Origin of the sequence: Duganella levis (genome assembly GCF_009857605.1) — a bacterium.
GTDB lineage: Bacteria > Pseudomonadota > Gammaproteobacteria > Burkholderiales > Burkholderiaceae_D > Rugamonas > Rugamonas levis.
The window spans coordinates 98,570-123,122 of the sequence record NZ_WWCT01000009.1; the positions used below are offsets into that span (position 1 = coordinate 98,570).

Consider the following 24,553-nt stretch of genomic DNA (forward strand, 5'->3'; position numbering starts at 1 on the left):
ACCATGCTTATTTAAGCGTAGCGTCCAGCTTCTTGGCCATCTCGCCATGATGGGCGACGGTTGGCTCCAGCTTGCTTGCCAGCGCTTTGACATCGGCATCTTTCGCGTTGGCGATATCCTTCTTCAGCGCGGCGAGGACTTTGGTGTGGTCGGCAACGCCGGCTTTGCTGACATATTGCTTGTCAAAAGCGGCGCCGGACAGTTTCTCCAGGTCAGCCGCCATCTTTTTGTGCGCGGCATCCGTTTCGGTCGGCAGCGTCACGTTCTTCGCGGCGGCGACTTTTTTGGTCTCATCCAGACCTTTGCCATGGTCGTCAATCATCATTTGCGCAAATGATTTGACGTCGGCGTTGCTGCTTTTATCGAGCGCCATCTTGCCGGCAGCGACTTCCGCGATGTTGGCCTGGGCGATGGCAACCAGGCGGTCGCTGTCGGCTTTGGCGATCGGGGTTTGTGCGGATGCAATATTGGCGATGGCAAAGCTGGCGGCCAGAGCAGCGAATAAACGAGTGTGGGACATAGGTCTTCTCCAGTGTGAGCAGGAATCGCGATTCAGTGGGAAATGAAATGCACATTAAAGGCGAGGCGCTTTTAATATGTTCATTGCATCTTTCTCGGTTTCCTGCAGATAGACTGTGCGCCAGCAAACACCCAGACATCAGCCCCAGAGACGTTCTCCGCCTACGTCGAGTGAGGTCAGGTAGAGACGCAAGTCGAATTCATACTGGTGATAGTTGGGCTCCATATAGGTGCACAGCTTGTAGAACGGCTTGTCGTGCTGCTTTTCCTTGATGTGCGCCAGCTCGTGGACGGCAATCATGCGCAGGAATTCCAGCGGCACTTCCTTGAACATGGTCGCCACGCGGATTTCATGCTTGGCCTTGAGCTTGCCGCCCTGTACGCGCGAGATCGACGTGTGCAACCCCAGCGCGTGGTTGATCACATGGATCTTGCTGTCGTATTCGACCTTGTTGATCGGATCGGCGTTGCGCAGGAATTCCGTCTTCAGATCCTGCACATACTGGTACAGCGCGCGGTCGGTACGCAGATCGTGCGGCTTGTTGTAGCGCTTGAGCAGCACTTCGCCCAGCTGGTTCTTGGCGATCAGCTGCGCGACTTGCTGCTGGGTCTGTTCGGAGTAGGCGCTGAGGTACTTCAGGTGGGACATGACGGCTGCAGAAAAATGGCGAACCGGGAATGTACCACAGCGCGGCTGCGGGTCAGGCTTTTGCGGCGTCGGCCAGCATCGCATCGGCGCGGGCGATGGCGCGCTGCACGGCCGGCCGGGCCGCCACCAGCGCGTACCAGCGTTCGACATGCGGCGTGGCGCTGAAATCGATATTGGCGAAGGCGCGCCGCCACAGCCAGCCGAAGTGGGCGATGTCGGCAATGGAATAGCTGTCGCCCGCCACATAGTCCTGCGTGGCCAGCACGCGATCCAGCAGCGCGAGCGTGTGTCTGGCTTCGCCATCAAAGCGTGCAATCGCGGCCGGAATGGCTTCCGGCGCGGCCTTCTGGAAATAGCCCGACTGGCCAAACGCCGGCCCCAGCCCCGACGCGTGAAAGAACAGCTGCTCAAACACGCGTGCGCGCGCCACGCCTGTGGTTGGTAGCAGTTGCCCATACCGCTCGGCCAGATACACCAGGATGGCCGCCGATTCCGTCAGCACCAGCTTGTCGGCTGGCGATATCAGTACCGGTACTTTGGCGTTTGGGTTGAGCAGCGTGAAGGCCTCGGTCTTTTGCTGGCCCTGGCGCACGTTGATGGCGTGCAGCTGGTAGTCCTGCGCAAGTTCTTCCAGGGCGATGATGGCTTTGATGCTGTTGGGCGTGGCGAAGGCATAGAGCTGGTACATGATGAAGTCCTGTTGTCGGTGGTGATGGCGCTACTGTGCCGTCTGCCGGGCCGTGGCGGAAGAACGCTTCAGCCCATATCTCTCATTCCTTCGGGGAATAGAATGACAGCTCAGTCATGCTTGGTTAAGATGAGGTAGAGGAGGAGTGCCGTGGATCGTTTAACGTTGATGGAAATTTTTGTATGCGTGGTGGAGGCCGGGTCGTTCTCCGCCGCCGCGCGACGGCTGCATACCGGCCAGCCTGCCGTGTCGAAGGCGGTGGCGCAGTTGGAGGCGCGGCTGGGCACGCGGCTGTTGTCGCGCACCACGCGCGGCCTGACCACCACCGACGCCGGCCATCGCTACTACGAAGGCGCGCGCAAAACCATCAGCCAGGCCGATGAGACCGAACTGGAAACGCGCGGCGCCGGCGCCAGTCTGAGCGGGCGCTTGCGCGTCTGCGCCGGCCTGACCTTCGGCCGGCTGCATGTGGTGCCCAAGTTGGGTGCGTGGCTGCGGGAACATCCGGCGCTGGAGCTGGACGTGGTGCTGGATGACCGTCAAATCGATTTGCTGGAGCATGGCATCGACGTCGCGTTGCGTATGGGAGCGCTGAGCGATTCGTCAATGACGGCGCGCCGTATCGCGCAGGGACGGCGGCTGGTGGTCGGCACGCCGGCATATTTCGCACAGCATGGCGTGCCGCAATCGCCGGCCGATCTGGCACAGCACAGCGCAGTGCCATATGTGCAGGACGCGGGCGGCAGCGGCAACTGGGTGTTTGAACGCGATGGCGAGCGCCAGCCGGTCACGCTGCAAGGACGGTTGCGGGTGTCGGCGGCGGAGGGCTTGCGCGCGGCAGTGCTGTCCGATCAGGGATTGGCGGTGGCATCCGAATGGATGTTTGCCCCGGAACTGGCCAGCGGTGAAGTCCAGGCGGTGCTGACCGACTGGACCTTGCCGGCGATGGATGTGTGGGCGGTTTATCCATCGGGCCGGCTGGCGAGCGCCAAGGCGCGCGCGTTTGTCGACTTTGTGCAGGCGTCGCTGACGCCTGCGTGAGCGATCAGATCGCCGGCGCGGCTGGGAAGTCGACCGGCACCCGTGTCAACGCGTGCAGGTAGTTGGTAATGATCTTGTCGCCGATGACCATGACCGTATCGACCAGTTGCCCTTTGCTGTAGCCAGCCGCCAGGAAGGCTGCCAGCAACGCCGGTTCGGCATGGCCGCGGTTCAGCGTGGCGCTCTTGACCAGTTTGGCCAACGCATCCAGTTTGGTGTCGAACGCGGCGCCGCCTTTGCGGATCTCGATGATCTGCTCCGGCGTGAAGCCGACCATGCCGCCCAACGCGGTGTGCGCGGCCAGGCAATATTCGCACTGGTTGACCTGGCTGACCACCAGGTTGATGACTTCGCGCTCCTTGGCGCTCAGCGCGCTTTTGCCGTTTTGCAGCGTCAGGTAGTTGCCCAGCGCGGTGTCCGAATACGCCAGCGTGGCGTACAGGTTGGGCACCATGCCCAAGCCTTTTTTCAGTTGTTCAAAGATGGCCTGGTTGGCTGGCGTGACGCTGGCTGCGGTCGGCACGGCAAAGCGCGTCAGCGCCTGTTGCAGCGATGGCAGCAGCAGCGCGGTTTCCGGACGGCTGGTGTAGTCGGGATCGACTTCGGCGTAGAGGATCACGCCGTTGGTGTCAATGACGAAGCGGCCCGGCAGCGGCAAGGTCCAGCTGTCGTCGCCGTTGAACGAGGGCAGGTCATTCTTCAGCGATTTGTACAGTTCGATCAGGTAATCAGGCATCTGGTAGCGGATGCCGAACGCGGCGGCGACGTCGTTGCCGCTGTCGTTCAACACCGGGAATGACAGGTCATTCTGGCGCATCGCCTTGCGGCTGTTGGATGCGGTCTGCGGCGAGATGGCGACCAGGCTGGCGCCGAGCGCCTTGAGTTGCGGCAGTTCGGCCTGCAATGCTTGCAGGTCCAGGTTGCAGTACGGGCACCAGACGCCACGGTAGAAGCTGACCACCAGCGGACCTTGCTTCAGCAGGTCGGCGGAGCTGACCAGGTTGCCGTCGGCATCGCTCAGGGTGAAGGCTGGTGCGCTGTCGCCCACCTTGAGCGCGCCGTCGGCCAGGCCGGATGCGCGCAGTTCGGCGGTGGCGCGGTGCATGGTTTCGATCACCGAGTAAGGGACGTTGTAGGGCGGTTTGCCTGCTTCGAAGTCGGCTTTGAAGGCGTCCAGTTTGGCTTTGAGGGTCATGATGGTTTCCTGTCTGAGTGAGTTGGCCAGGCGCTGTGTGGCTGGCATGGAACTCAGTATGGAAGCGCATCGGTATTCCGTTAAGACAGGTGGAAGCTATATGACTTATTCCTCGCAAGAATGGGCTGTCAGGAATCCGGATCTGCAAAGATGCGTCCGCCCAGATAGGTGAAATACACCCGTTGCTGGCTGTTGGCCAGCAGTACCCGGTGGCTCTTGAGGAAGTCGCGGCCCAGCACCAGGTCGTAGCTCAGCTTGCGCTGCCCGCCGTTTTCATCGGTGCGGTTGACGATGGTCAGCCTCGGGTGCTGTACCTGCTCGTCGCCGATGGCGAAGCTGTCGAAGCTGGCGCGCCACATGGGGCGCTTGGCGCTGCCGACGCCGCTGGTGTAGCCGGCTTGGGTAATGCCGGCGGTCGCCGGCGTGACGCCGAGGCGCTCGGCAGCCTGTTGGTCGAGGATCGTGATGGTGGCGCCGGTGTCAATGACTGCCAGCATTTTCTGGCCATTGACGCTGACCTCAACCAGCGGCACCTTGCTGTCGGGAGCATGCTGCATGGCCACCTGTTCGGCGTGCGGCGACCAGTAGGCCAGCGTGTGGTTGCCGCACTCATGGAAGCGCAGGAACTTGACGCGGTTTTCCGACAGCACCAGTTCCAGATCGGCCTGCGACAGGAAGTCGGAACCGACCAGCGCACCAAAGCCGGACCACTCCAGCGCATCGAGCACGGCAAAGTCGGCCCGTTTGACGCGCGCCGGGCCTACCGCCACTTCCTTCAGCGTGGCCATGTAGACCGACGCCTGGCCACCGATGCCGGCGGCCCTGTAGACGTGCACCATCGCCACATGCTGCCGTTCCATCTCCGAGCGCAGCATGAAGGTGCGGTAGGAGCCGGTATCGAACGCCATGTTGACCTGCTTGCCATTGATTTCGCCCTGGATGGCTGGCAGGTTACCGTTGTCTGGGTAGCTGACCTCCATGGCGGCCAGTTCGGTGTATTCGCAGCCAGCGTGGGCGGTGGCCAGCAGGGCGGTGGACAGCAGCAGGCCGAGGCCGGCGTGAAGGGAGCGGGTGAATGTGGTCATCAGGTGGTGTCAGTCGGTAATGGTGATAACGCGGGCCGGGCAGGCCAGGCCCAGCCGTACGAGCAGGCCGAGACGGCTTAAAACGGTGTTGCGTGGTGGTGTGGGCATATTGACCTCGATCGGTTAAAGGGCTGTTGCTGGCCGCGTCGATGACACGCAGTGTTTGACTGGACCTTTGTGACTGTCTCGCGCGTAGCAGACGGACCAGATTTCCCATGGCTGGTCAGCCTGCGGCTTGAGCACGACGTAGCTGGTGGTATCGCTACGCCAGCTGCAGCCATAACTGTTGCCGTCCTGCTGGCAGCTGCCGCCGAGTGTGCTGATGGCGATCGCGGCCGGTGGTGGCGATGGGGGCAGGCGGGCCAGTACGGCGTCCAGCGCCTGCCGGTGCGGGATCAGCGTGATGCTGTAGCCGGCGTTGTGCAGTAGCGTGATCAGGCCTGGCCCGGTCGGCCCATCGGCAAAATGCCGGGCGCCCAGCGCGTAGAAGGGCAGCCGTTCACGCGCCAGGATGGCTGGCAGCGCCGCCACCCACTGGCGGTTGCGCTCGCGCAGCAGATACTGTTCCAGCAGCAATTCGTCGGCTGGCAGCTTGCCGCTGCGGTCCGTATTACCGGCGTGCGTACCCGGCAGATCAGCCCGCAGCTCGGCCAGCGCTTGCCAATACTCGGCATCGGTATCGCGATAGAGACGGGCGCGGCGTACGGCCGCCGGCCGCAGGTCCGCTGGCGCCGCCAGTTGTTCTGCGCTTTTGCGTACCAGGGTGGCGATCAGCGATAGCCGTTGCGGCGAAGTCAGACCGCAGTAGTCCGCCAGCCAGATATCCAGATTGTCGACCGAGATGGCGCGGCGCGGCGCCAAGGCCATCAACACGGAAGACTGGGCGCTGCGCGCGGTGAAAACGGTAACCGGCTTGCCGGCGGGATGGGCGTCACCCCACAGACCGTGGCCGACCAGTCGCATCAGCAAGGTCTGGGTGCGGATAAAACGGCCCATGGTCACCGGCGCATCGGCCGCTGCGATGTCGCGCAGCAGCGCCGGCGCCTGGGATGGGTAGCGGCTAAGGGCGGCGTTCAGCGCCGGGTCCAGCGTTGCTTCTGCCGGGTCTTCGTCGGGGCACGCGGCGTTGAAATACGCGCGGTCGAACAACGAGACGCTGGACAGCTCAGCCAGCATGGCGCTGCTGGCGGCAAACGCTGGCCGGATTACCTGGCGGAAGTAGTTGTCATCCTGCGCCGGACTGCCGAAATGTTCCTCTGGCAAGAACAGCGCCATGCGGCCCTCTTTCTCAACCAGCAGAAGGCGAGCGCCGATATCGGCGTTGGCCCAGCCCGCCATAAACAACAGGCATGCCACCAGCATGCAGCGATGACGCATGGCCCCTCCTTTGCAAAGATGCTTCATGGTAGGGTTTTTTAATATGAAAGCCAATTTATTAATCATTACAATTTGGTAATTTTTAAAAATGTCTCGTTCTTCTGGCCATTACCTGGATTGCGCTACCGCTATATAATTGAGTTTATTGCGGTTTTAATCACGGGAGTTGATATGTTGAAAGCAGGGGTAGTAATCGTATTGGCAGCGCTGGGCGCTTCGGCGTCGGCGGCGGACATCACGGTCTCGGCAGCAGCCAGCCTGACCAACGCCTTCAAGGAAATCGGCACCGCGTTCGAGAAGGAACACGCGGGCGACAAGGTGCAGTTCAACTTCGCCGCTTCCGATCCGCTGGTGCAGCAGATCAGCAAAGGCGCCCCGGTCGACGTGTTTGCTTCCGCCGACCAGGATGCCATGGACAAGGCCGACAACCTGAAATTGCTGGCGCCAGGCACGCGCAAGAATTTCGCCAGTAACAGCTTGGTGCTGATCGCGCCGCAGGGCGGCAAGGTGCCGGTCAAGAGCCTGGCCGATGTGACGCAGCCTGCCGTGGCGCGCATCACCATCGGCAATCCAGCCAGCGTGCCGGTCGGCCGCTACACCAAGGCCGCGCTGGAGAACGCCAAGCTGTGGGCTTCGGTTGAGCCGAAGCTGATCCTCGGCACCTCGGTACGCCAGTGCCTGGACTACGTGGCGCGCGGTGAAGTCGATGCAGGTTTCGTCTACGCCACCGATGCGGCGATTGTCAAAGACAAGGTCACCGTGGTGGCCACGGTGCCGACTGAAACGCCAGTCACTTACCCCATCGCCGTAATCGCCGCTGGTCCGCAAGCCGCCGCCGGCCGCAAGTTTGCCGACTATGTGCAGTCGCCAGCCGGCCAGGCCATTCTTGCCAAGTACGGTTTCGGCCGTCCGTAAGCGTGGAGTCGTTTGATCCGGCCTGGGTAGCGCTGCGGTTGTCGCTGAAGGTGGCCTGCTGGGCCACGCTGATTGATCTGGTGTTCGGCGTGGCGCTCGGCTACCTGCTGGCGCGCAAGCGTTTTCCCGGCCGGGAATTGCTGGACGCGGTGCTGACCCTGCCGATGGTGATGCCGCCGACGGTGCTGGGCTACTACATGCTGGTGATCATCGGCCGCAACGGCGTTGTCGGTGCATGGTTGCAGCAGCACTTCGGCATCAACCTGATTTTCACCTGGCAGGCGGCGGTGATCGCGGCGGCCGTGGTGGCGTTTCCGCTGGTGCTGAAGGGCGCGCGCGCCGCGTTCGAAGCCGTCGATACGCAGTTCGAGCAGGCGGCGCGGGTGTTGGGTGTGTCGTCGTTCGGCGTGTTTTTGCGCGTGACCTTGCCGCTGGCCTGGCGCGGCGTGCTGGGCGGCACCTTGCTGGCGTTTGCCCGCTCGATGGGCGAGTTCGGCGCGACGCTGATGGTGGCCGGCAGCATTCCCGGCAAGACGCAGACGCTGTCGATTGCCGTGTACGAGGCCGTGCAGGCGGGCCAGGACGACCACGCCAACCTGCTGGTCATCATTACTTCCGTGGTGTGCGTGACCGTGCTGGTCGTCGCCAACAAATTGACGCCTAACCGCAATCCGCAAGCATGAGCACGCAATTCAAAGTCGATATCCACAAAACCCTGCGCTCCGGCGACCGCGTGTTCCAGTTGCAGGCGGCGTTTGAATCGTCCAGCCAGCGGGTGGTGGTGTATGGCTCGTCCGGCGCCGGCAAGAGCCAGATGATGAAGGCGGTGGCGGGCCTGATGACGCCGGACAGCGGCCGCATCGAACTGGCCGGACGCTGCCTGTACGACAGTGCCAGCGGCGTCAACCTGCCGGCGCAACAGCGCAAGGTGGCCTATCTGTTTCAGGACTACGCGCTGTTTCCGCATCTGAACGTGCGACAGAACATCGGCTTCGGCTTGCAGCGCGGCTGGCGCAATCCGCTGGCGCGCGTGGACGGCGAGGCGATCCGCTACTGGATGGAAGCTTTCGAACTGGACCATGTGGCGCACCAGTATCCGCACCAGTTGTCCGGAGGGCAGCGGCAGCGGGTGGCGCTGGCGCGCGCGCTGGCGCCGCAACCGGCGGCGCTGCTGCTGGATGAACCGTTTGCCGCACTCGATCCGGGCCTGCGCGATCGCATGCGCGCCGAACTGGGCGCCTTGCAGCGCCGCCTGGATATCCCGATGCTGATGATTACCCACGATCCGGAAGACGTGCGCGCCTTCGGCGATCACGTGCTGCGCATGGAAAATGGTAGCATCTTCCGCGTGGAGGAAAATGCGGCATGAGCATGGAATTACAAGGCAATGTATGGATGACCATCGACGGCCAGAAGCTGGGCGGGCAAGACCGCGTGGCGCTGCTGTCGGCGGTGGCGTCGGAAGGGTCGATCACGGCGGCCGCCAAGGCGGTCGGCATGAGCTATAAAGGCGCGTGGGATGCGATCGAGGCGATGAATAACCTGGCTGGCGAGCCACTGGTGGAGCGCGTGGCCGGCGGCAAGGGCGGCGGCGGCACGCGGCTGACGGCGCGTGGTGCGCAACTGGTGGAGAATTTCCGCAAGGTCGATGCGGCGCACCGCGAGTTTGTCGCGCATCTGAGCGCACAATCGCATACACTGGCGGACGATTTTTTACTTATTCAAAGGATGAAGATGAAAACCAGTGCGCGCAATCAGTTCAGTGGCAAGGTCGTGGCGTTGAAGCAAGGCGCCGTCAATGATGAAGTGGTATTGGAGATCGTCGGCGGCCAGCAAGTGGTGGCTACCATCACGCGCGACAGCAGCGAGAGCCTGGGACTGGCCGTGGGCGTGGAGGCGTTCGCGCTGATCAAGGCGTCGTCGGTGATCGTGGCGACTGAGCTGGGCGACGTCAAGCTGTCGGCGCGCAACCGCCTGACGGGCAAGGTCAGCCGCGTGCAGCCGGGTGCGGTGAATACCGAAGTCAGCATTGAGCTGCCGGGCGGCGGCACCATCGCCGCCATCGTCACCAAGGATAGCGGCGAGGCGCTGGCGCTGGAAGTCGGCGTTGACGCCAGCGCCATCTTCAAGGCCTCCAGCGTCATCATCGGCACGCCGGCCTAAGCGTCGGTCGAGCGGGTCAGCGCTTCCATGGCGCTGATGTCGCTTTCCATCTGCGCCAGCTTGCCGCGCACCAGGCCCAGCGCATCGCTGCCCAACAGCAGGTGCGCTGGCGGCTCGGTCATTTCCGTCAGCATCAGGATAGCCTGCGCGGCCTTGGCCGGATCGCCGGGTTGCTTGCCGCTGCGTTCGGCGCGGGTGGCGCGGATGGGATCGAACAGCTGGTCGTAGTCGGCGATGCTGCGCTGCGACCGCACCATCGAACGGCCCGCCCAGTCGGTGCGGAACGAGCCCGGCGCCACGGCCGTCACATGCACGCCAAACTGCCGTACTTCCTTGCCTGCCACCTCCGAGATGCCTTCCAGCGCGAACTTGCTGCCGGCGTAGTAGGCGATGCCCGGCATGGTGATAAAGCCGCCCATCGACGTGATGTTGATGATGTGGCCGCGCCGGCGGCTGCGGAAGGAGGGCAGGAAGGCTTTCATCATGGCCACCGCGCCGAACACGTTGACGTCGAACTGCCGGCGCATTTCTTCCAGCGGCGATTCCTCCAGAATGCCTTCGTGGCCGTAGCCGGCATTGTTGACCAGCACGTCCACCGGTCCGACTTCGGCCTGTGCCTGCGCCACTACGCCGTCAATGGCGTCGAACTGCGTCACATCCAGCAGGTAGGCGTGCGAGCGGCCGGGTTGCAATGCGGCGAAGGCGTCGCGCGCCTGTTCATTGCGTACTGTGCCGATGACCGTGTGGCCGGCGTCCAGCGCCGCCTGGGCCAGCGCCTGGCCGAACCCGCTGCTGACGCCGGTAATGAAAAAGAGCTTGCTCATGGTCTGTCCTTTCAGTGAGAGCAGCCATGGTAGTGACGCCGGCGCCACGCGCCTATGTCGGAAGCTCTGCATCATTTGCCTGATTCTCTGAGCTGTATTCCTGCGCCGGCATTCGGGCTTACAATCGCTGCATGAAAAATCGCATGGTGACATTGATGGAGCGGCTGGCGCCGGTCGAGGGCTACAACCTCACCGTGCTGCCGGATGTGCGCTTCCTGCGCTCCGACCGTCCGCTGAGCCGCACGCCGGTGCTGTACGAGCCGGGTATCGTAATCGTCTGCCAGGGACGCAAGCGGGGCTTTCTCGGCGAGCAGGAATTCGTCTACGACGCCCAGCATTGCCTTGCAGTCGCGGTGCCGGTGCCGTTTTCGATGGAGACCGAGGCCAGTGCCGAACAGCCGCTGCTGGCGGTCTACCTGCGGCTGGATTTCCAGCTGACCGCCGACCTGCTGCTGGAGCTGGAAGAGCAGGGCCACGCGGTGACGGCGGAGCCGAAGGGACTGTACTCGACGCCGATGGATGAACGGCTGTCAGCCTCGGTGGAACGCTTGCTCGAAGCGCTGGCCGATCCGCTCGACGCTGCGCTGCTGGGGCCGGCGCTCGTGCGCGAAATCTACTACCGCGTGCTGACCAGCGTGCAGGGCGCCAGCATGCGCGCAGCCTTGATGCAGCAGGGCCGCTTTGCCACCATCGCCCGCGCGCTACGCAAGATTCATGCGTCGTTCAGCGAGGAACTGGATGTCGGCCAACTGGCGGCCGAGGCCCACATGAGCGTGGCGACGTTTCATCATCACTTCAAGGCCGTCACCAGTACGTCGCCGATGCAGTATCTGAAGTCGACCCGGCTGCATCAGGCGCGGCTGCTGATGCTGCGCCAGGAGATGTCGGTGGCGGCGGCCAGTGCGCGCGTCGGCTACGAGAGTTCGTCGCAGTTCAGCCGCGAATTCAAGCGCCTGTTCGGCCGCAGTCCGGTGGAAGAGGTGGAGCACATGCGCAAGACCTTTGCCACGCCGGACCCGCAGCCGTCACCGTGGTATGTGGCGGCGCACTAACCGACCCCACGCTAAGCGGCAAAGCGCGCCGGCGTGGTGCCGAGGATGCGGCGGAATAGCGCGATGAAGCTGCTGACGCTGTCATAGCCCAGGCTCAGCGCCACCGTGGTGACGGAGGCGCCGCCGTTCAGCAGCGCCATGCCTTTTTGCAGGCGCGCCACCTGCCGCCATTCCACCACCGACATGCCGGTCTCGTTGCGGAAGTGGCGGGTCAGGCTGCGCCGCGACCAGCCTAGTTGCTCGGCCCAAGCGTCAAGATCGGTTTCGTCGGCCGGATCCTGGGCAATCGTGGCCGCCATTGCCAGCAGACGCGGATGGCGCGGCATGGTCAGGTGCAGCGGATCGGGTTCGGCCGAACGGATTTCGTCGAGGAAGACATCCATCAGGCGCAGGCCGGCGGCGTCGCTCGGCGAACCGTTCGGCCAGCGGCACATGCGCTCCAGCAGCGACACCGCCAGCGGCGACATGCGCAGCGCCAGCGATTGATCGGGAAAACCCACGCATAGCGACGGCGTAATATGGATGGTGTGGCCGGCCAGTCCCGGCTTGAGCGTATTGCCGTGCACGCTGGCGGCGTGCGGCATATAGGGCGGAATCCAGCCCAGTCGTCCGGGCGGCAGCACCTGGCGGTTGCCGCCAGCCTCGACCAGAATCACTCCTTGCGCCGGGATGTACATCTGGCCTTCCGGATGGTGATGCATCAGCTTACCCCTGCCGCCGCAACCGTCGGTATGTTGTGCCGCCACGTAGATAGGGAGCTCGTCGCTCAGTCGTTTGTCGCCATAGTAATTGCTCATATTGTGGCCCGATTGCGTTATCAGTTGTCCATTGGCAGTTAGCTATGACTCAATTCTACAGGCAATCTACGGTTTTCATCCATCGCAAGGAAAAACCATGACGGCAATCGATACGGAAAGCGTGCTGGAGTTGGTGCGCGAGGTCGGCGCCGACCTGTGCGCCACCTTCTGGCGCAGTGCGCCGCTGGTGGACATGGACGCGGTGTGGACCGCCAACGAAACGCTGCGGCGTGCGCTGGCCGCACAGTATCCGCTGATCGCCTGGGCCGACGGCCAGCTCAGCGAAGAGTATGCGCAACGCGGCGAATACTGGATCGGCGACGCCATCGACGGCGCGGTGCAGTTCCTGCGCGCGATTCCCCAGTGGTGCATGTCGCTGACGCTGATGCGCGAAGGCGTGCCGGTGTTCACCGTCGTGTATGACGCCATGCATGACGAACTATTTCACGCGCTGTGGGGCCACGGCGCCTGGTACAACGGCCAGCCGATCCGCGTCAGCGCGCGGCAGCAGCAGGAACTGGTGGCGACCCGCAATCTCGGACCGACCTCGCTGCAACTGGCTTACGTGGCGTGTGGCCGGCTGGATGCGTTCTGGCAGGATGGCGCAGACGGTTACCTCAGCATCGGCGGCACGTTGCTGATCCAGGAGGCGGGCGGGGTGGCGACGCAGGCCGATGGCAGGCCATATCGCCTGACGTCGCCGAGTATCGTGGCGGCGCCACCGGTCCTGCATGCGTCCATGCTGCAACGCCTGCAAGACCGGAAGGCGGCGTAACACTACTGTTTGTTGCCGCCCTTGGCCGATTGCTCGGAAGCGACGCTGCGGTTTTTCTCCGCGTTGGCGCGGGCGGCGGACTGGCGGCTTTCACCGCCTTTGCGACCGATGGCCGCCATGTGTTCGCGGTCGCGGCTGACCGCCTCGCCGCCTTTCTGTCCGGCCCGGCGCGCTTCTTCCGAGTCAAACTCGTGCGCCGTGCCTTTCTGGTGCGCCGCTTGCCCGCCTTTGCTGGCGATGGCGCGCTGGGTGGCTTCGTCCATGGCGGCAAAGCCGCGCTTGGCCGTGCCCTTGGGTTTTTCGTTCGTCGTATTGTTGGCCATATAAACCTCCGTCAAATGGGAAAGAAACAGCAGCGTCCCTGCTGTTCTGTGTGGTTAGAGTTGCAAGGTTGACGGAAGTTCCAGTTAATGACGCAGTTGGCTGCCGGGTTGGAAGCGCGCCAGTTGTTCGGCGGCCTGGGCGGTCTGGCGGCTGGCTTCCTGCAGCAGGTCGTCGGCCATGGCGGTGGCCGAGCGCCGCACCGCCGGCATGCGGTCGGCAGCGGTCTGTGTGATCACCGCCTGGCAGCGGCTCATCACCTCGGACACGCCGCGCTGATAGTTGACTAAGGCCTGGCTACCGGGCGTGAACTGGGCGATGAGGGCGGAACCGAACTGGCCGGCGCCCTGGCTGGCTAGCACGCGTTCGGTGCGGGCGCCGGCTTCGGCGATCAGTTCGCGGCCTAGTTGGAGATTCAGCGCGCTTAGGCGATGCACGGTTTCAAACATGCATTGCGACATGCCGACATAGAGGTCGAGCACGTTGTCGATGTGGGAGCGGACTAGGGGATTGGGAAATTGGGAAAACATGGTGGTCCTCGGCGTGGTGGCGGTACTTGAATAGACGCCGAGGCGGGCGGAAGGTTCCGCAGTTTTATGGCGTCGCCACCTGCAGCACCAGCTTGCCGAAGTTTTTCCCTTCAAACAGCATGTTCAGCGCCTGCGGGAAGTTCTCCAGTCCCTGCACAATGTCTTCCTTGCTCTTGATTTTGCCGTCCTTCATCCAGCCGGCCAGCGCAGCGATGCCGATGTGGTAGCGGTCGGCGTAGTCGAACACCACGATGCCTTCCATGCGGGCGCGGTTGACCAGCAGCGCCAGGTAGTTGGATGGTCCCTTGACCGCCGTGGTGTTGTTGTACTGCGAGATGGCGCCGCAGATGACAATGCGCGCCTTCATGTTGATGCGGGTGAGCACGGTGTCGAGGATCTCGCCGCCGACGTTGTCGAAGTAGACGTCCACGCCTTGCGGGCAGTGCTGCTTGAGGCCGTCCTTGACCGAGTCGTTCTTGTAGTCGATGCAGGCGTCGAAGCCCAGCTCGTTGACGACGAAATCGCACTTTTCCTTGCCGCCGGCAATGCCGACCACGCGGCAGCCCAGCTGCTTGGCGACCTGGCCGACGGTCTGGCCGACCGCGCCGGCAGCGCCCGACACCACCACGGTATCGCCGGCTTTCGGCTGGCCCGACTCGATCAGGCCGAAGTAGGCGGTCATGCCTGGCATGCCGAGCGTGTTCAGGTAGGTGGTCAGCGGCGCCAGTTTCGGATCGACCTTGTGGAAGCCGGCCTGCTTGTCGTCGCCGGCGCCGGTCCAGTAGCGCTGCACGCCGGTGCCGCCCTGCACGTGGTCGCCCACCGCGTACTTCGGCGACTTCGATTCCACCACCACGCCGACGCCGCCGGCGCGCATCACCTCGCCAATAGCGACCGGGCGGATGTAGGATTTGCCTTCGTTCATCCAGCCGCGCATGGCCGGATCGAGCGACAGGTACAGCACTTTGATGCGGATTTCACCGTCGGCCAGTTCGCGCAGCGGTTCGGTCACTTGTTGCCAGTCGCTGTCCTTGACCATGCCTACCGGACGCGCAGCCAGGCGGAATTGCAGATTTGTCTCCATGGATTTTCTCCTTGTGTGGGGTGGGAATGACTATATCTCAAATTGCACGAGCGTGCTATTTTTGTCGTGAATGGCAAGGCATGCGACAATAGATCTCTTTTGTCCACATCTTCTACGGTAGTCATGAGTCATCCCGAATACATTTTGACACTCTCTTGCCTGGATCAGCGCGGAATCGTGCATCGCGTGTCGGGCTTCCTGGCCGAGCACGGCTGCAACATCATCGATTCAGCCCAGTTTGGCGATAGCGAATCGAAGCTGTTCTTCATGCGCGTGCATTTTTCGGCGGAAGACCGCAACATCAACGACGATTTGCTGCGCGCCGACTTCAGCCTGCTGGCTGCCGATATGAAGCTGGACTGGGAACTGCGCGACGCTCACTACAAGCCGCGCGTGATGCTGATGGTGTCGAAGATCGGCCACTGCCTGAACGACCTGCTGTTCCGCTACAAGAGCGGGCTGCTGCCGGTGGAAATTCCGGCCATCGTCTCGAATCACATGGACTTCTACCAGCTGGCCGCCAGCTACAATATTCCGTTCCATCATCTGCCGCTGGCGACCGGTGCGCCGGCCGAAGACAAGCTGGCGCAGGAAGCCAAGATTATCGACCTGATGAACACCCACAAGGTCGACCTGGTGGTGCTGGCGCGCTACATGCAGATCCTGTCGCCGGGCCTGTGCACCGCGTTGAAGGGCAAGGCGATCAATATCCACCATTCCTTCCTGCCGAGCTTCAAGGGCGCCAAGCCGTATGCGCAGGCGCATCACCGCGGCGTCAAGCTGATCGGCGCCACCGCGCACTTTGTTACCGGCGACCTGGACGAAGGTCCGATCATCGAGCAGGACGTCGAGCGCGTCGATCACTCGATGGATGCGGATACCTTGTCGGCGATCGGCCGCGATGTCGAGTGCGTGGTGCTGGCGCGTGCAGTGAAATGGTTTGTCGAACACCGCATTTTGCAAAACGGCGATAAAACCGTCGTCTTTAAGTAATAAGAGAATCGAATGGCACTCAAGGCAACAATCTATAAAGCAGAACTGTCGATTGCGGACATGGACCGCAATTACTACGAAACCCATCAACTGACGCTGGCCCGCCATCCGTCGGAAACCGACGAGCGCATGATGGTGCGCCTGGTGGCGTTTGCGATTCACGCGAACGAAGCGCTGACCTTCACCAAGGGCTTGTTCGACGTTGAAGAACCGGACCTGTGGCACAAGGACCTGACCGGCGCCATCGAGCTGTCGATTGAGGTCGGCCAACCGGACGAGAAAGTGATCCTGAAGGCCTGCGGCCGTTCGGAACACGTCTACGTGTACAGCTACGCCGCCACCAGTCACATCTGGTGGAAGGCGCTGGCCAACAAGGTCGAGCGCTGCAAGAACCTGACCGTGGTGGATCTGGACGCCGCCGCCACCGAGCAGCTGGGCAAGATGGCGCAGCGCACGATGCAGTTCCAGTGCACCATCCAGGACGGCCAGATCTGGCTGACCGACGGCACCGAGACCGTCGAAATCACCCGCGAAGTGCTGAAAGCCGAGCGCTAATTTCCCTTCACCACGGCGCCGCCCTTCATGACCCACTGGACTTGCTCCAGTGCGCGTACATCGTTGAGCGGCTGGCCGTCCACGGCGATCAGGTCGGCATACTTGCCGGCCTCGATGCTGCCGACCTTATCGCTCCATCCCAGTAAATCGGCGGCATTCACGGTGGCGGTGCGGATCGCCTGCGCCGGTGTCATGCCCAGCTTGACCAGCACGGCGAATTCGCGTGCGTTGAGGCCGTGCGGATAAACCGCAGCGTCGGTGCCGAAGGCGATCAGCACGCCGGCCTTGATGGCCTTGGCGATGTTGATGCGCGCCTGCGGGATCACCACCTTGGCTTTTTCCACCAGCGGTTTGGGCAGCCGCATCGCTTCGGCGTTCTCCAGCAGCCAGTCGCCCAGATAGAGCGTGGGCACCAGGTAGGTCTTGTGCTCCTTCATCAGCTTGATGCCTTCGTCGTCGATGTAAGAGCCGTGTTCGATCGAGTCGACTCCGGCCAGCACCGACAGCTTGATGCCATCGCCGCCGTGCGCGTGGGCCGCAGTCTTGCGACCGAGGCGGTGGGCGTCGCCGATGATGGCTTTCAATTCTTCCAGCGTGTATTGCGAGGTGCGCGGATCGTCGCCGAAGGACAGCACGCCGCCGGTGGCGCAGATCTTGATAACGTCGGCGCCGTACTTGATGTTGCGGCGCGTGACCTTGAGCGCTTCGTCGACACCGTCGGCGACGCCGAGTGCGCTGATGTTGTATTCAGGCGCGTGCCGGGTGTCGTCGCAATGGCCGCCGGTGATGCCGAGTGCGGGACCGGCGGCCAGGATGCGCGGGCCGGGGACGTCGCCGTCGTTGATGGCGTCGCGCAGGCCGATGTCGGCATAGCCGTAGGCGCCGAGGTCGCGGATGGTGGTGAAGCCGGCGCGCAGGGTGATGAGCGCGTTTTTAGCGCCGGTCAGGGTGATGCGCGGGACCGATTTGGCGATGAAGCCGTAGCCGGCGTCCTCGGCCCTGGCGGTGATGTGCGTGTGCGCGTCGATCAGGCCGGGCAGCAGGGTTTTGTTGCCGAGGTCGATGATGGTGGCGCCGGCCGGGATCGTCAACTGGCTGCCGGCGGCGGTGATGCGGTCGCCGCTGATCAGCACCACGGCGTTGTCGACCAGGGCGCCGCTGCGCACATCGACCATGTGGGCGGCTTTGATGGCAGTGATGGCGGGAGCGTCGGCGGCGAATGCGCTGGCGCTGGCGAGTAGCAGGATGAAAGAGGCGATTGCGTTCAAGTGTTTCTCCCTTCTCGTAATGTTTTATTGAGGAGAGCCAAACCACGCTCAGCACCTAGCGTACCCGGCAACGACAGCCAACGCTAGAATATTTTTTCATGGCCTCCCATGGTATGGCGCGCGCGGATTGGTGGCGAGTGGGTGTACGTGTATATCCTGCTGGAGTTCCAGACGCGGCCGGATAAGTGGATGGCTTTGCGGATGCAAGTGTATGTCGGCTTGCTGTACCAGGATCTGGTGGCGCAGCACCGCTTGAGCAAGCATGGCAAGTTGCCGCCGGTGCTGCCGATCGTGCTGTACCACGGTCGCCGCCCATGGCGCGCGGCGACCGAGCTTGCCAGATTGATGCTGGTGCCGCCGATAGGGCTGGAACGCTATCAGGCGAATCAGCAATATCTGCTGATCGACCGTCATCACGCTGGCGCGCGCGGCGATATCGTCAGCTTGTTATTTGGCTTACTGCAATCCAGGAGTGAGGTCGAGATGCGCGCTGCCATCGATGCATTGACGAAGCGTGTGCGTCAGCCAGATATGGCGGCTGTGCGGGAAAGCCTGATGAATTGGTTGCAGCTCACCTTGCAAGACGCTTCCAGCGACACTAGCATGAATGTGGAGGAGGGATTTGTCATGGAGATGGAGAGAAAATTCACGTTCAAAGAGATGTTTGATCCGCAAATGTTCGAGCGGCCACGCAAGGAGGGCCATGAACTTGGTTTGAAAGAAGGACGGGAAGAGGGGCGCCAGCAAGGCTTGCAAGAGGGCCTGCAGGAAGGCCGACAGGAAGGTCTTCAAGAAGGCCGTCTGGCTGGTGAGTTGCTTGCGTTGCGAGGATTGTTGCGTAACTTGTTGGCCGACGCGACGTTGCCGCCGGAAGCTGCGGCGAAAATAGGGACCGCCGATTCGCACCAGCTCAATGACTGGATCAAAGCCCTGTTTGGCGGCGCCAGCCCCCGGCAGTTGTTCGCCGAGGGCTGAGTGCTACAGGCTTAAACGCCCAGCAGCGATACCGACTTGGTGTTCAGGTAGGCTTCCAGCGCCTCCGGACCACCTTCCGAACCATAGCCCGAATCCTTCACGCCGCCAAACGGCATCTCGGCGCTCGGCGTGGCTGGCTGGTTGATCCACAGCATGCCGACTTCCACATTGTTCATCAACTGATGCGCGTTCTTGATCGAGCGGGTGAACGCATAACCAGCCAGGCCAAACGGCAGGCGGTTGGACTCGGCAATCGCCTCATCCAGCGTATCGAAACCGCGAATCGCCGCCACCGGACCAAACGGCTCGTCATTGAACACGCTGGCGTTCAGCGGCACGTCGGCCAGAATGGTCGGCGCGAAGAAGTTGCCTTCGTTGCCGATGCGCAGACCGCCAGTCGCCACATTGGCGCCCTTGGCGCGGGCATCTTCCACCAGCTGGGTCATGGCCGCCACGCGACGCGGATTGGCCAGCGGGCCCAGCGTCGTGCCTTCCACCAGGCCATTGCCCAGTTGCAGACGCTCGGCATGCGCCACCATCGCGCGGGTGAATTCTTCCTTGATGCTGTTATGCACCAGGAAGCGGGTCGGCGCGATGCACACCTGGCCGGCGTTGCGGAACTTGGCGCCGCCTGCCGCTTCGACCGCCAGCGCCACGTCGGCGTCTTCCGCCACGATCACCGGCGCATGGCCGCCCAGCTCCATGGTCACGCGCTTCATGTGCGCGCCAGCCAAGGCCGCCAGCTGCTTGCCGACCGGAGTCGAACCGGTGAAGGTCACTTTGCGGATCACTGGATGCGGAATCAGGTAGTTGGAAATTTCAGCCGGATCGCCAAACACCAGGCCCACCGTACCGGCCGGCACGCCGGCGTCGACGAAGCACTGGAACAGCGCCGCCGGCGAGGCCGGGGTTTCTTCCGGCGCCTTGCACAGGAAGGAGCAGCCGGTGGTCAGCGCGGCGGCCAGCTTGCGCACCACCTGGTTGATCGGGAAGTTCCATGGGGTGAACGCGGCCACCGGACCGACCGGCTCTTTCAATACCAGCTGTTGCGCCAGCGGATTACGCGACGGCACGATGCGGCCATACACGCGCATGCCTTCGGCCGCGAACCAGTCGATGATGTCGGCGCCGGCCATGGCTTCGGCGCGGGCCTGGGCCAGCGGCTTGCCTTGTTCCTGGGTCAGCAGGCGGGCGATCTGGTCGGCGCGTTCGCGCAGCAGGGCGGCGGCGCGGCGCAGCGTGGCGGTGCGCTCGAAAGCCGATACCTTGCGCCAGGCGTCAAAACCTTTTTGTGCTGCCGCCAGTGCGCGATCCAGGTCGGCAATGCTGGCATGCGCCACGGTGCCGATTTCCTTGCCGGTGGCCGGATTCAGCACGGGAATGGTCTTGCCGCCGGTGGCGTCGCTCCATTCGTTGGCGATCAGGAGGCGGACGTTAGGGTAGTTATTCGCGGTCATGAAAAATCTCCGTTGATGTATGGGAAGGGCGCCCGTAGCGACGCCCGAACACCCTCTACTTTGCCAGAAATTCGCAAAGCCCGTACGAGGGGCGGCCATGGCAAACCCGCCCGCTTGATACGGTTTTTCTTGAGCTTATTGGCAAACCGCAATATAATTTTCGTTATCCGAACTAAAGTTCGCATTCCGAATAAATGACTGCTGGTAAAATTCGCTATCCGAACTATTAATGAGGTAAAGCCGATGAAAGAACCAAGCGCTCCGGTCGACGCCAAGAACACTGTGCAATCACTGGCCAAGGGCTTCAAGGTATTGCAGGCGTTCACCGCGCAGGAACCGGAATTGACGATGGCCGAGGTGGCCCGCAAGGCCGGCCTGGACAACGCCACCGCGTTCCGTTTCCTGAACACGCTGGTCAGCCTGGGCTATGTGGACAAGGCCGAGAACAGCCGTATGTTCCGTCTGTCGCTGAAAGTATTGGATTTGGGTTTCCACGCGCTGGCCCGTTCTGACCTGCGGACGCGGGCCCGGCCGATCCTGCGCAGCCTGGTGGGCGAAGTCAACGAGGCCGCCTCGATCGGGGTGCTGGATGGCAGCAGCGTGCTGTATGCCGAGCGCGTGCAGGCCGGCCTGACGCAGCTGGGCGTCGATGTGCGCATCGGCAGCCGGGTGCCGGCGTATTCCAGCGCGGTGGGGCAGGTGATCCTGGCCTGGTTGCCGCGCGAGACGCAGATCAAGGTGCTGGACGGCCAGCCGCGTTTGCAACTGACGCCGACCACGCTGACCGACATGGACGCGTTGCTGGCGCGCTTGCAGCAGATCCGCAGCCTGGGTTACGCGCTGTCGAACCAGGAAACCGTCAGCGGCCTGTACGTGCTGGCGGCGCCGGTACTGGATATTGACGGCATGCCGGTGGCGGCATTGAGTGTGGCGGCGCCGGCGCATCGCAGCAGCTTGCAGCAGTTTGAAGAGAACACGGTACGCGCTGTACTGGACGCCGCGCAGCAGTTGTCGAAGTCGCTGCACGCCACCGGGGGGTATGCCGGAGACAACCTTTGAGCCAGTGACGCCAGGGCGTCGCCAGCCACGATGGGGAACGGGATCGCATGGACAGGTTCGGATATGGAGACACTGCACTCATCGTGACGATGGTGGTGCTCTACATCGCGCTGACCGCGTGGCTGACGGCCCGCTCGCGCAGCAAGGACAGCGGCGAATTCATGGTGGGCGCCCGCAGCACGCCGGCGGTGGTAGTGGGGATTTTGATGGTGTCGGAATTCGTCGGCGCCAAGTCCACCATCGGCACCGCGCAGGGCGCGTTTGAATCCGGCATGGCGGCGTCGTGGGCTGTGCTGAGCGCGGCGGTGGGTTTTCCGCTGTTCGGTTTTTTCCTGGCGCGCAAGCTGTACAACTCGGGCGAGTACACCATCTCCGGCGCGATCTTCCAGCGTTACGGCCGCTCGACGCAGTTGATCGTGTCGCTGATCATGATTTACGCGCTGCTGCTGGTCAACGTCGGCAACTACATCAGCGGCGCGGCGGCGATCGCCACGGTGTTGAAGATCAGCCTGCCGCTGGCGGCGCTGATCATCGCCGTGGTCAGCACGTTTTACTTTGCCCTGGGCGGCATGAAAAGCCTGGCCTACGTCAACCTGTGGCACAGCGGCGTCAAGTACCTGGGCGTGCTGATCGTGCTGGCGGTGGCGCTCAGCATGACCGGCGGCGTGGCGCCGATCCAGGCGGCGCTGCCGGCGTTTTATTTCACGTGGGATGGCACGCTGGGCGCGTCGACCATCGTGGCTTTTTTTATCGGCAATGTGGGGGCGATTTTTTCCACCCAGTACATCGTCCAGGCGGTGGCCTCGACCCGCAGCGCCGATGCGGCGCGCCACGCGACGTTTATCGCCGCCGGGCTGGCGATCCCGCTGGGCATCGCGCTGGGACTGATCGGCGTGGCGGCGCGCTACCTGTACCCGGACATGCAGAGTCTGTACGCGCTGCCGATTTTTATGCAGAGCATGAATGTGTTCCTGGCCGGGCTGGTGGCGGTGTCGCTGGTGGCGGCCATTTTTGCCGGCGTCAGCACGGTGGCGCTGGCGATCGCCTCGCTGGTGGTGCGCGACTTTTACGTGCCGTTCTGCCAGCCGGCGCCGGCGCAGGAATTCCGCGTCACCCGCTGGCTGGCGCTGGGCATTGGTTTTGTGCCGCTGTTGTTTGTGCTCTGCGCACCCGGCTTGATGAATTTGTCGTTTTTTACGCGCGCGTTGCGCTTATCGATTTCCGTCGTCGCCATCATCGGTTTGTACCTGCCTTTCTTTGGCGGCAACCGGGGTGCGACCTGTGGCCTGCTGGCCGCCACGGTAACCACTACCGTCTGGTATCTGCTGGGTGATCCCCATGGTATCGACAATATGTATATCGCGCTGGTGACCCCGGCGCTGGTGATTCTGGCCGAACGCCTGTTCGGCTGGCGTCGGCCCGCGCGTTGACAGCGCGGTAGGCCAGGCGTGTCGCATGTGGTGCGCCGCCCTGGGTTTTTGTCGCCTGGCGACTTCAATTGGAAACAAGCTATGAAACACACCAAACTCCTGATCGTGGGCGGCGCACTGCTGTCCATCGGCGGCAGCGCCGCCGCGCAATCCAACGTGGCCATGTACGGTATCGTGGACGTCGCGGTCACCCACGTTGACCACTTGCCGGCCGGCGCCAGCACCTATATGCGCAGCGGCGCCAAGGACGGCAACCGGCTGGGCTTCCGCGGCACCGAGGATCTGGGCGGCGGGACCAGCCTGATCTTCCAGCTGGAAGCCGGCTTCAACACCGATGACGGCACCGCCGGCCAGGCCGGCAGCCTGTTCAACCGCGCCGCCTGGGTCGGCATCAGCGACAAGACCTGGGGCAAGCTGACCGTCGGCCGCCAGTACGCGCCGTACTTCGACGCCCTCAATCCGCTCGGCCCGGTGCCGGTGGTGACCGGCGCGGCCGGCGATCACCCGGGGGATATCGACGGTTTCGATATCACCATCCGCAACAACAATTCGATCAAGTACACCTCGCCGACCTGGCATGGCGTGACGGCGGCGGTGATGGTGGCGGCCGGCGAACAGGCCGGTCACAGCGGCAGCGGCGGCACTTACAGCGCCTCGCTTAAATATGACGCCGGCCCATGGCATTCGGCGATGGGCTACCAGTTGCTGAAGAACGGCCCCAACCAGGCCAACTGGGATGCCAACTCGGCCAGCAGCTTTTCCAAGTCGGCCGTGAACGCCGGCTACCTGTCGGCCGCCGATGTGCAGTACGTCGCCGCCGGCACCCGCTACGAGCACGGCCCGCTGGGCGTCGGCGGTTCGGTCAGCAATGTGCAGTACCGCGCCAACGCCGCTTCGCTGTTCCGCGACACCGCCATCTTCAACACCGGCGCGCTGCTGGCGACCTGGCAAACCACCACGCCGTGGCTGCTGGGTGCAGGCATCACCTACACCAGCGCCAACAAGGCCAACGGCATCAGCGATGCGGCCAACTACCGCCAGTTCTCGCTGCAGCAAACCTACTGGTTCTCCAAGCGCAGCTCGATCTACATCATCGAAGCCACCCAGCGCGCCAATGGCCGCACGCTGGCTCTGGGCGGCGCCAGCCAGATCGACGCCGGCGCGACGGTCGGCGTGTCGCAATCGGGTACCTCGTCGGTGGGACCGAAGCAGACCCTGGTCGGCATCGGCCTGCGCCACTCGTTCTAAGCTACCGGGGAGGCCATGTGCCTCCCTGATTACAGCAGGTGAAAAACATGGCTCTATCTAGACGCAAATTTTTACTGGGCACGGCCACCGTGTCGGCCGCATGGGTGACCTGGAGCGCGGCGCCGGCCTGGGGGCTGACGCCGGTTCCGGCCGTGGCGCAGTTCATGCAGGTGTCGGCGCTGCTGGTCAACCACCGGCTGGATGCCGGCGTTGGCGCGCGGATGGCGGCCGCCGCGGCGGTCCGCTATCCGCAGTATGTGGAGCTGATGACGGCCATCATCGGCCGCGCGCAAGCCAAGCAAGCTAAAGAAGTGGAAGAGTTCTTCGACGACCTGCCCGAAGGTCCGCAGCGCGAATTCGCCCTGTGGGTGATCTTCGCCTGGTACACCGGCTGCGCTTCGCCGAAGAAGGATGCCGAAGTATTCGCCTACGAAACGGCGCTGACCTACCAGACCACGGCCGATGCGGTGGCGATTCCGTCCTACGGCTTCTCCGGTCCCAACCGCTGGGGCCGGCCGATCGTGCCGCTGTCGCCGATGCCGGTTTTCTGAAA

27 protein-coding genes are annotated in these 24,553 nt (G+C 63.3%); 14 read left to right on the forward strand and 13 right to left on the reverse strand.

The window, feature by feature from the left end:
- Nucleotides 1-7: 7 nt before the first annotated feature.
- From GTP69_RS13230 to GTP69_RS13240, 3 genes are all read right to left on the reverse strand, one after another.
- A complete protein-coding gene (locus GTP69_RS13230; RefSeq protein ID WP_161055333.1) occupies nucleotides 8-520 on the reverse strand; it encodes a DUF4142 domain-containing protein in 513 nt (170 codons plus the stop codon).
- A 138-nt stretch (nucleotides 521-658) separates the two neighbouring features.
- Nucleotides 659-1,168, reverse strand: coding sequence for a YgjP-like metallopeptidase domain-containing protein (locus GTP69_RS13235; RefSeq protein WP_161055334.1), 510 nt, complete (start codon nucleotides 1,166-1,168; stop codon nucleotides 659-661).
- Nucleotides 1,169-1,220: 52 nt separating this feature from the next.
- Nucleotides 1,221-1,856: a glutathione S-transferase family protein gene (locus GTP69_RS13240; protein WP_161055335.1), complete on the reverse strand. Its 636-nt coding sequence runs from the start codon at nucleotides 1,854-1,856 to the stop codon at nucleotides 1,221-1,223.
- A gap of 150 nt (nucleotides 1,857-2,006) precedes the next feature.
- Between GTP69_RS13240 and GTP69_RS13245 the strand changes: the two genes are divergently transcribed.
- Entirely contained in the window at nucleotides 2,007-2,897 is an 891-nt protein-coding gene (locus GTP69_RS13245) for a LysR family transcriptional regulator (RefSeq protein WP_161055336.1), read from the forward strand.
- Nucleotides 2,898-2,901: 4 nt separating this feature from the next.
- Here GTP69_RS13245 and GTP69_RS31720 read toward each other — a convergent pair whose 3' ends face one another.
- The 3 genes from GTP69_RS31720 to GTP69_RS13260 all read right to left on the reverse strand — a co-directional run bounded on the left by GTP69_RS31720 (nucleotide 2,902) and on the right by GTP69_RS13260 (nucleotide 6,554).
- Nucleotides 2,902-4,092 carry a redoxin domain-containing protein gene (locus tag GTP69_RS31720; RefSeq protein WP_161055337.1) on the reverse strand — a complete coding sequence of 397 codons (1,191 nt, stop codon included), beginning with the start codon at nucleotides 4,090-4,092 and terminating at the stop codon, nucleotides 2,902-2,904.
- A 128-nt stretch (nucleotides 4,093-4,220) separates the two neighbouring features.
- Complete coding sequence (locus GTP69_RS13255; RefSeq protein ID WP_161055338.1) at nucleotides 4,221-5,177, reverse strand: retroviral-like aspartic protease family protein; 957 nt, start codon at nucleotides 5,175-5,177, stop codon at nucleotides 4,221-4,223.
- Between the two features lie 123 nt (nucleotides 5,178-5,300).
- Nucleotides 5,301-6,554 (reverse strand): TraB/GumN family protein, encoded by a 1,254-nt coding sequence (locus GTP69_RS13260; protein WP_161055339.1) that lies wholly within the window; start codon nucleotides 6,552-6,554, stop codon nucleotides 5,301-5,303.
- 171 nt (nucleotides 6,555-6,725) lie between these two features.
- Between GTP69_RS13260 and modA the strand changes: the two genes are divergently transcribed.
- The 4 genes from modA to GTP69_RS13280 are packed head-to-tail and all read left to right on the forward strand — an operon-like array spanning nucleotide 6,726 to nucleotide 9,632.
- Nucleotides 6,726-7,469: a molybdate ABC transporter substrate-binding protein gene (modA, locus tag GTP69_RS13265; RefSeq protein ID WP_161055340.1), complete on the forward strand. Its 744-nt coding sequence runs from the start codon at nucleotides 6,726-6,728 to the stop codon at nucleotides 7,467-7,469.
- A gap of 2 nt (nucleotides 7,470-7,471) precedes the next feature.
- Nucleotides 7,472-8,152, forward strand: a complete 681-nt coding sequence (gene modB / locus GTP69_RS13270) for a molybdate ABC transporter permease subunit (protein WP_161055341.1) — start codon at nucleotides 7,472-7,474, stop codon at nucleotides 8,150-8,152.
- Nucleotides 8,149-8,838, forward strand: coding sequence for an ATP-binding cassette domain-containing protein (locus tag GTP69_RS13275; protein WP_161055342.1), 690 nt, complete (start codon nucleotides 8,149-8,151; stop codon nucleotides 8,836-8,838). The genes modB and GTP69_RS13275 overlap by 4 nt, the downstream gene beginning before the upstream one ends.
- 2 nt (nucleotides 8,839-8,840) lie before the next feature.
- Entirely contained in the window at nucleotides 8,841-9,632 is a 792-nt protein-coding gene (locus tag GTP69_RS13280; RefSeq protein WP_161055416.1) for a TOBE domain-containing protein, read from the forward strand.
- On the opposite strand, the gene GTP69_RS13285 is transcribed toward GTP69_RS13280, so the two are convergent.
- On the reverse strand, nucleotides 9,629-10,456 hold the full coding sequence (locus GTP69_RS13285; protein ID WP_161055343.1) for an oxidoreductase: 828 nt from the start codon (nucleotides 10,454-10,456) through the stop codon (nucleotides 9,629-9,631). The two genes, GTP69_RS13280 and GTP69_RS13285, sit on opposite strands and share 4 nt — an antisense overlap.
- A gap of 131 nt (nucleotides 10,457-10,587) precedes the next feature.
- On the opposite strand from GTP69_RS13285, the gene GTP69_RS13290 reads away from it, so the two are divergent.
- Nucleotides 10,588-11,508 (forward strand): AraC family transcriptional regulator, encoded by a 921-nt coding sequence (locus GTP69_RS13290; protein ID WP_202424403.1) that lies wholly within the window; start codon nucleotides 10,588-10,590, stop codon nucleotides 11,506-11,508.
- An 11-nt stretch (nucleotides 11,509-11,519) separates the two neighbouring features.
- On the opposite strand, the gene GTP69_RS13295 is transcribed toward GTP69_RS13290, so the two are convergent.
- Nucleotides 11,520-12,305 carry a helix-turn-helix domain-containing protein gene (locus GTP69_RS13295; protein WP_161055344.1) on the reverse strand — a complete coding sequence of 262 codons (786 nt, stop codon included), beginning with the start codon at nucleotides 12,303-12,305 and terminating at the stop codon, nucleotides 11,520-11,522.
- Nucleotides 12,306-12,402: 97 nt separating this feature from the next.
- Between GTP69_RS13295 and GTP69_RS13300 the strand changes: the two genes are divergently transcribed.
- Nucleotides 12,403-13,080, forward strand: a complete 678-nt coding sequence (locus GTP69_RS13300; RefSeq protein ID WP_161055345.1) for an inositol monophosphatase family protein — start codon at nucleotides 12,403-12,405, stop codon at nucleotides 13,078-13,080.
- Between the two features lie 2 nt (nucleotides 13,081-13,082).
- Here the strand turns inward: GTP69_RS13300 and GTP69_RS13305 are convergent, their stop codons facing one another.
- The 3 genes from GTP69_RS13305 to GTP69_RS13315 all read right to left on the reverse strand — a co-directional run bounded on the left by GTP69_RS13305 (nucleotide 13,083) and on the right by GTP69_RS13315 (nucleotide 15,015).
- Nucleotides 13,083-13,403, reverse strand: a complete 321-nt coding sequence (locus tag GTP69_RS13305) for a KGG domain-containing protein (protein WP_161055346.1) — start codon at nucleotides 13,401-13,403, stop codon at nucleotides 13,083-13,085.
- Between the two features lie 84 nt (nucleotides 13,404-13,487).
- Nucleotides 13,488-13,931 (reverse strand): TIGR01841 family phasin, encoded by a 444-nt coding sequence (gene phaP / locus GTP69_RS13310; protein ID WP_161055347.1) that lies wholly within the window; start codon nucleotides 13,929-13,931, stop codon nucleotides 13,488-13,490.
- Nucleotides 13,932-13,995: 64 nt separating this feature from the next.
- The gene (locus GTP69_RS13315) at nucleotides 13,996-15,015 is read right to left on the reverse strand and encodes an NADP-dependent oxidoreductase (protein WP_161055348.1); all 1,020 of its coding nucleotides are present in this window, start codon (nucleotides 15,013-15,015) and stop codon (nucleotides 13,996-13,998) included.
- Nucleotides 15,016-15,138: 123 nt separating this feature from the next.
- On the opposite strand from GTP69_RS13315, the gene purU reads away from it, so the two are divergent.
- Together purU and GTP69_RS13325 are read left to right on the forward strand one after the other, a co-directional pair.
- Entirely contained in the window at nucleotides 15,139-16,008 is an 870-nt protein-coding gene (gene purU, locus GTP69_RS13320) for a formyltetrahydrofolate deformylase (RefSeq protein WP_161055349.1), read from the forward strand.
- A 12-nt stretch (nucleotides 16,009-16,020) separates the two neighbouring features.
- The gene (locus GTP69_RS13325; protein WP_110848569.1) at nucleotides 16,021-16,563 is read left to right on the forward strand and encodes a YaeQ family protein; all 543 of its coding nucleotides are present in this window, start codon (nucleotides 16,021-16,023) and stop codon (nucleotides 16,561-16,563) included.
- On the opposite strand, the gene GTP69_RS13330 is transcribed toward GTP69_RS13325, so the two are convergent.
- Entirely contained in the window at nucleotides 16,560-17,831 is a 1,272-nt protein-coding gene (locus tag GTP69_RS13330; protein ID WP_202424404.1) for a Xaa-Pro dipeptidase, read from the reverse strand. The two genes, GTP69_RS13325 and GTP69_RS13330, sit on opposite strands and share 4 nt — an antisense overlap.
- A 108-nt stretch (nucleotides 17,832-17,939) precedes the next feature.
- On the opposite strand from GTP69_RS13330, the gene GTP69_RS13335 reads away from it, so the two are divergent.
- Entirely contained in the window at nucleotides 17,940-18,806 is an 867-nt protein-coding gene (locus GTP69_RS13335; protein ID WP_267874590.1) for an Rpn family recombination-promoting nuclease/putative transposase, read from the forward strand.
- 11 nt (nucleotides 18,807-18,817) lie between these two features.
- Here the strand turns inward: GTP69_RS13335 and GTP69_RS13340 are convergent, their stop codons facing one another.
- The gene (locus GTP69_RS13340; protein ID WP_161055351.1) at nucleotides 18,818-20,263 is read right to left on the reverse strand and encodes an NAD-dependent succinate-semialdehyde dehydrogenase; all 1,446 of its coding nucleotides are present in this window, start codon (nucleotides 20,261-20,263) and stop codon (nucleotides 18,818-18,820) included.
- A 243-nt stretch (nucleotides 20,264-20,506) separates the two neighbouring features.
- On the opposite strand from GTP69_RS13340, the gene GTP69_RS13345 reads away from it, so the two are divergent.
- The 4 genes from GTP69_RS13345 to GTP69_RS13360 all read left to right on the forward strand — a co-directional run bounded on the left by GTP69_RS13345 (nucleotide 20,507) and on the right by GTP69_RS13360 (nucleotide 24,551).
- Nucleotides 20,507-21,322, forward strand: coding sequence for an IclR family transcriptional regulator (locus GTP69_RS13345; RefSeq protein WP_161055352.1), 816 nt, complete (start codon nucleotides 20,507-20,509; stop codon nucleotides 21,320-21,322).
- A gap of 47 nt (nucleotides 21,323-21,369) precedes the next feature.
- The gene (locus tag GTP69_RS13350) at nucleotides 21,370-22,752 is read left to right on the forward strand and encodes a sodium:solute symporter family protein (RefSeq protein ID WP_161055353.1); all 1,383 of its coding nucleotides are present in this window, start codon (nucleotides 21,370-21,372) and stop codon (nucleotides 22,750-22,752) included.
- A gap of 81 nt (nucleotides 22,753-22,833) precedes the next feature.
- Nucleotides 22,834-24,000 carry a porin gene (locus tag GTP69_RS13355; protein ID WP_161055354.1) on the forward strand — a complete coding sequence of 389 codons (1,167 nt, stop codon included), beginning with the start codon at nucleotides 22,834-22,836 and terminating at the stop codon, nucleotides 23,998-24,000.
- Nucleotides 24,001-24,047: 47 nt separating this feature from the next.
- On the forward strand, nucleotides 24,048-24,551 hold the full coding sequence (locus tag GTP69_RS13360) for a sugar dehydrogenase complex small subunit (protein WP_161055355.1): 504 nt from the start codon (nucleotides 24,048-24,050) through the stop codon (nucleotides 24,549-24,551).
- The last annotated feature ends 2 nt before the right edge of the window (nucleotides 24,552-24,553 follow it).